Source organism: Vibrio marinisediminis, assembly GCF_014050145.1.
Taxonomy (GTDB): domain Bacteria; phylum Pseudomonadota; class Gammaproteobacteria; order Enterobacterales; family Vibrionaceae; genus Vibrio; species Vibrio marinisediminis.
In genome coordinates, this window is sequence record NZ_JACFYF010000257.1 from 1 (window position 1) to 270 (window position 270).

1 pseudogene is annotated in these 270 nt (G+C 63.3%); it reads right to left on the reverse strand.

What is annotated here, in order from left to right:
- Nucleotides 1-270, reverse strand: a pseudogene (locus tag H2O73_RS24030) (ornithine carbamoyltransferase); the annotation flags it as partial.

A 270-nucleotide genomic window follows, 5' to 3' on the forward strand; every position in this document is an offset into this window, starting at 1 on the left:
TACTCGATCGCGTCATACACCCGGCCCAGCACGCGGGCGGTGTCCTTGACGGTTTCCTTCTTGCCCAGATGGGTGCCCGACGGCCCCAGATAGGTGACGGTCGCGCCCTGATCATGGGCGGCCACCTCGAAACCCACCCGGGTGCGGGTGCTGTCCTTCTCGAAGATCAGCGCGATTTCCTTGCCCCGCAGGGTCGGCATCTCGGTGCCCGCGTATTTCGCCGATTTCAGATCCGCGGACAGTTTCAGCAGAAATCCGATTTCCTCGGGC